The following is a 6005-nucleotide window of genomic DNA, read 5'->3' as shown; positions in this document are numbered from 1 at the left end:
GCCCAGGCGCGCCTCGGCGTAAGCCAGGCAGAGCATGAAGCCTTCTTCACCCAGATGCTGGGCGACGTGGACGAGCCCACTGCCCCGTTCAACCTGCTGGATGTGCAAGGCGACGGCACGCGAGTAGAAGAGGCAAGACTGAAGCTCGAGCCTCAGCTCGCCCAACAGATCCGACGCGAAGCGCAGCGCCACGGCGTGAGCGCAGCCACATTGTTCCATCTGGCCTGGGCCTTGGTGTTGGCCAAGACGACGGGCAAGGACGATGTCGTCTTCGGCACCGTGCTCTTCGGCCGCATGCAAGGCGGAGAGGGCGCTCAACGCGCACTGGGCCTGTTCATCAACACGCTGCCGCTGCGCGTGAAGCTCGGCGCTCAAGGCGTGGCCCAGTGCGTGAAGGAAACCCACGCAGCACTCACCCAGCTTCTGCATCATGAGCACGCCAACCTCTCATTGGCCCAACGCTGCAGCGCGCTACCGGGCGGCACGCCGCTGTTCTCCGCACTGCTCAACTACCGTTACAACCCCCAGAAAGACGAAGCACAGCACGCCGCTTTCTGGGAAGGCATGCAGATCGTCGGCGGCCAGGAGCGCACGAACTATCCCTTCGACATGTCCGTGGACGACCTGGGCGAGGGCTTCGAGCTCGTGGCGCAGATTCATGAAGCCGTCGACGCGCGTCGTGTGTGCGAGATGCTGCTGGGTGCGATCGAATCGCTCGCGCACGCCCTGGCCCATCAGCCGTTGCGGCCCGCCTGCGAACTCGACATTCTTGTCGTCCAGGAAGTTCGCCAGCTCGGCGCCTGGGGCGTCAACACGCCCACGCACCCCGACCGCACGCCTGTGCACCGCGTGCTGGAGCTTCACGCGAGGCAACAGCCGCAAGCGCCGGCGCTGGTGTTCGGCGAGCAGACGCTGAGCTACGCGGCATTCAACGCCCAGGCCAACCGGCTGGCGCACCGCCTGATCGCGCTGGGCGTGAAACCCGAGCACCGGGTCGGCATTGCGGTCGAGCGCTCCGTCGACATGATGGTGGGCGTCCTCGCCATCCTGAAATCCGGTGCCGCCTATGTGCCGCTCGACCCGGGCTACCCCGCGGACCGGCTTGCGTACATGGTGGCCGACAGCGGCATCGTGGTGTTGCTCACGCAGTCGCATGTTGCCGGGCGCCTGTCCGTGGATGCGTCGGTCGCCACGCTGGCGCTCGACACGCAAGACCTCGGCGGGCAGCCCGCGCACGATCCGCAGGTGGCGCTGCACGCAGAGGGCCTGGCCTACCTGATCTACACCTCGGGCTCCACGGGGCGGCCCAAGGGGGTCGGCATTTCCCATGCGGCGCTGGCGGCGCATGCACGCGAGACGGTGCGATTCTTCGGGCTGACGCAGGCCGACCGCATGCTGCAGTTCTCGACGCTGAATTTCGACGGCTTCATCGAGCAGACCTTCGCACCGTTGGTCGCGGGCGCCGCCATCGTGCTGCGCGGGCCGGTGCTGTGGGACAGCGCGACCTTCTACCGCGAGCTGATCGAACGGCAGATCAGCGTGGCCGACCTCACCACGGCCTACTGGCTGCTGCTGGCGCAAGACTTCGCGGCGCATGGCGCGCGGCCCTATGGCGCGCTGCGCCAGGTGCATGCGGGCGGCGAAGCAATGCCGCCCGAAGGGCTCCACGCATGGCGCAACGCGGGCCTGGCGCACGTGAAGCTGCTCAACACCTATGGGCCTACCGAGGCGACGGTGACGGCGTCCGTCCTCGACTGCACGCCCTTTCTGCAGGCCGGCGGCCAGGTGCCCTCGCGCATGCCCATCGGCACGCCGCTCGCGGGCCGTGCATTGCGCGTGGTCGGACCCGATCTGGGCCTGGTGGCGCGCGGCGCCGTGGGCGAGCTGTGCATCGGAGGCGCGCTGCTGGCACGGGGTTACCTGGGCCGGGCCGCGCTGAGCGCGGAGCGCTTCGTGGCCGACCCGTTCGACGAACAGGGCGGGCGGCTCTACCGCACCGGCGACCTGGTGCGCTGGAACGACGAGGGCCAGCTGGAGTACCTGGGCCGCATCGACCACCAGGTGAAGGTGCGGGGCTTCCGCATCGAGCTGGGCGAAGTCGAGGCCGAGCTGCTCGCACAGCCGCAGGTGCGCGAGGCCGTGGTCGTCGCCAACGAAGGACCGGGCGGCGCCCGGTTGGTGGGCTATGTGTCGGGGCAAGGCATCGACACGGTGCTGATCAGGAGGAGGCTGGCCGAAGCATTGCCGGACTACATGGTCCCTGCCGTCGTGGTGGCGCTCGACGCGTTGCCGCTGAACGCCAACGGCAAGGTGGACCGCAAGGCCTTGCCGTCGCCGGAGTTCGACGGGGCAAGCGCCTACGACGCACCGCGGGGCGAACTGGAAGAAGCGCTGGCTGTCATCTGGGCCGAGGTGCTGGGCGTCGCGCGCGTGGGCCGTGGCGAAAACTTCTTCGAACTCGGCGGGCACTCGTTGTTGGCGCTGCGGCTGCTGGAGCGCGTGCGCACCCGGGGATGGAAGGTGCAGGTGAGAACCCTGTTCCAGCACCCGCAACTCGCAGCCTTCGCCCAGGCTTTGATGCGGGAGCAGGGGCGTGTCGAGGTGGTCATGCCGCCGAACCGAATTCCCGTGGATTGCGAAGCCATCGAGCCGGGCATGCTCACGCTGATCGAACTCGACGCCGCCCAGATCGCGCGCATCGAATCCGCCGTTCCCGGCGGCGCCTCGAACATCCAGGACATCTACCCGCTGGCGCCGCTGCAGGAGGGCATGTTGTTCCATCACCAGTTGCAGACGCAAGGCGATGCCTACGTCACTCCGCTGGCATTGAGCTTCGACAGCGAAGAGAGGCTGGTTCAGTTTGTCGGCAGCTTCAACCAGGTCATCCACCGGCACGACATCTTGCGCACCGCGGTGCTGTGGGAGGGATTGAAGGAGCCGGTGCAGGTCGTGCATCGCCATGCCGAGCTGAAGTTGCAGTGGCTCGACGTTGAAACGGGACGCGCTTTCGAGCAGCTCAATGCGCACGTCGATCCGTCGCACTACCGCATCGACGTGAGGCAGGCGCCGATGATTCGCGCCGTCGCGGCCCATGATGCAGTCGAGCAGCGCTGGCTGTTGCAGTTGCCCAGCCACCACATGGTGCTGGACCATACGACGCTGGACTTCCTTGTCGAGGAGATCTCGCTGGTCCAGCAAGGCAAGCATTCGGAACTCGAGCAACCCGTTCCCTTCCGGAACTACGTCGCCCAGGCTCGCCTCGGCGTGAGTCAAGCAGAACACGAAGCCTTCTTCACCCAGATGCTGGGCGACGTGGACGAGCCTACTGCCCCGTTCAACCTGCTCGACGTGCAAGGCGACGGCACGCGAGTAGAAGAGGCAAGACTGAAGCTCGAGCCTCAGCTTGCTCAACAGATCCGGCGCGAAGCGCAGCGCCACGGCGTGAGCGCAGCCACGTTGTTCCATCTGGCCTGGGCCTTGGTGTTGGCCAAGACGACGGGCAAGGACGACGTCGTCTTCGGCACCGTGCTGTTCGGACGTATGCAAGGCGGAGAAGGCGCTCAACGCGCACTGGGCCTGTTCATCAACACGCTGCCGCTGCGCGTGAAGCTCGGCGCACAGGGCGTGGCCCAGTGCGTCAAGGAGACCCACGCAGCACTCACCCAGCTTCTGCATCATGAGCACGCCAACCTCTCATTGGCCCAGCGCTGCAGCGCGCTGCCGGGCGGCACGCCGCTGTTCTCCGCACTGCTCAACTACCGCTACAGCCCGGAGGCAGAAGGGGACGATACCGCTCCTTTGTGGGAGGGCATGGAAGTGCTTGGCGGCGAGGAGCGGACCAACTATCCGTTCGTCATGTCCGTGGACGATCTGGGGCAGGGCTTCGAGCTGGTGGCGCAGATCAGCGAGACCGTGGATGCGCAGCGCGTGTGCGGCTACATGCATGCGGCGCTCGCGGGCGTGGTCACCGCGTTGTCGGAGCGTCCGCAGCAGCTCGCACAAGGGATCGCGGTGATGGCCGAGGCGGAATTGCTGCAGCTTTCGAGGTGGAGCGAGAACCCGCAGCGCTTCGGCGACTCGGAGCCTGTGCATCGGCTGATCGAGCGCCAGGCGCGGGCTCGTCCTGACTCGGTGGCGCTGGTCTTCGGTGACAAGACCCTGGGCTACGGCGAACTCAACGCGCGCGCCAACCGGGTTGCACATCGCCTGATCGCCCTGGGCGTGGGCCCCGAGGTTCTGGTCGGCATCGCGACAGAGCGCTCCATCGAGATGGTGGTGGGCATCCTGGCGATCGTGAAGGCCGGTGGAGCCTATGTGCCGCTGGACCCCGAGTACCCGGCGGATCGCCTGGCCTACATGGTCCAGGACAGCGGCATCACCATGCTGCTGACCCAGAGCCACCTGCGCTCGCTGGTGCCCGTTGCCGGGTTGTCCCAGGTGCTCGACCTGGACACGCTGGACACCTCGGCCGAGTCCATTCTTGACCCTCAGGTCGACTTGCACGGCGACAACCTCGCCTACGTCATCTACACCTCGGGCTCCACCGGACGTCCCAAGGGCGCAGCCAACCGCCACCGCTCGCTGTTCAACCGGCTGGCTTGGATGCAGGAGACCTATCGGCTGGGTGAAGCAGACACGGTGCTGCAGAAGACCCCGTTCAGCTTCGACGTGTCGGTGTGGGAGTTCTTCTGGCCATTGATGCAGGGCGCCAGGCTGGTCGTCGCCAACCCGGGCGATCACCGTGACCCGGCAAGGCTGGTGGAGTTGATCCGCCATCACCAGGTAGACACCCTGCACTTCGTGCCCTCGATGCTTCAGGCGTTCCTGGCGCATGAAGACGTCGGTGCGTGTACCTCTTTGCGACGCATCGTCTGCAGCGGAGAAGCCCTGTCCGCCGAGGCTCGCAACCAGGTGTTCGCTCGGCTGCCGCAGGCCAGGCTCTACAACCTCTACGGCCCGACAGAAGCCGCCATCGACGTGACGCACTGGACGTGCCGCGACGACGGCAGCAGCCAGGTACCTATCGGCAGCCCGATCAGCGAGACGCAGGCGTATGTGCTGGACGCGAGCCTCAACGAAGTGCCTGCCGGAGTCGCTGGAGAGCTGTATTTAGGCGGCGTCAACCTTGCGCGCGGCTACCTGAAGCGGGCAGGTCTTACTGCTGAGCGGTTTGTGGCGGCCAGCGATGGACAGCGCCTGTACAGAACAGGCGACCTGGTCCGCTGGAACAACGAGGGCCAGCTGGAGTACCTGGGGCGCATCGACCATCAGGTGAAGGTGCGGGGCTTCCGTATCGAATTGGGAGAAATCGAAGCCCAGCTCCAAGCCCAGCCCGAAGTGCGAGAAGCGGTCGTCGTGGCAAACGAAGGTCCGGCCGGTGCAAGGCTTGTTGGTTACGTCTCGGGCAACAACATCGACACGGCCACGTTGAGGGAGCGACTGGGCGAAGCATTGCCCGACTACATGGTGCCCAGCGTCATCGTGGTCTTAGACACACTGCCGCTGAACGCCAACGGAAAGGTCGACCGCAAGGCGCTCCCTTCACCAGAGTTCACCAGCGACAAAGCGTACGAAGCACCAGAAGGCGAAGTCGAACAATCGCTTGCAACGATCTGGTCCGAGGTACTGAACGTGCCGCGCGTGGGCCGCACCGACAACTTCTTCGAACTCGGTGGTCACTCATTGCTGGCGCTTCGTTTGCTGGAAAGCGTGCGCGCGAAGGGATGGACCGTTCAGGTGCGAACGCTGTTCCAGCACCCGCACCTCGAAGCCTTCGCCCAAGCTCTGATGCAGGAGCAGGGACGCGTCGAAGTGGTCGTGCCGCTGAACCGCATTCCCGAGGTCTGCGAAGTTATCGATCCCGGCATGCTGCCGTTGATCGATCTCGACGCTGCCCAGATCGCCCGCATCGAATCCGCGGTCCCCGGGGGCGCCTCGAACATCCAGGACATCTATCCGCTGGCCCCATTGCAAGAGGGCATGCTGTTCCATCACCTGCTGCAGAC

The 6005-nt window shown here is 65.9% G+C and carries 1 protein-coding gene; it reads left to right on the top strand.

The window, feature by feature from the left end:
• Nucleotides 1-6005 (top strand): amino acid adenylation domain-containing protein (locus AB6807_RS39190; RefSeq protein WP_371088788.1); only part of this gene is annotated, 6005 nt, incomplete at both ends.

Origin of the sequence: Variovorax sp. RCC_210 (assembly GCF_041355175.1) — a bacterium.
Lineage (GTDB): Bacteria > Pseudomonadota > Gammaproteobacteria > Burkholderiales > Burkholderiaceae_C > Variovorax.
Note: the sequence above shows the minus strand (reverse complement) of the source record. Positions and strands in the feature narration are given on the sequence as shown.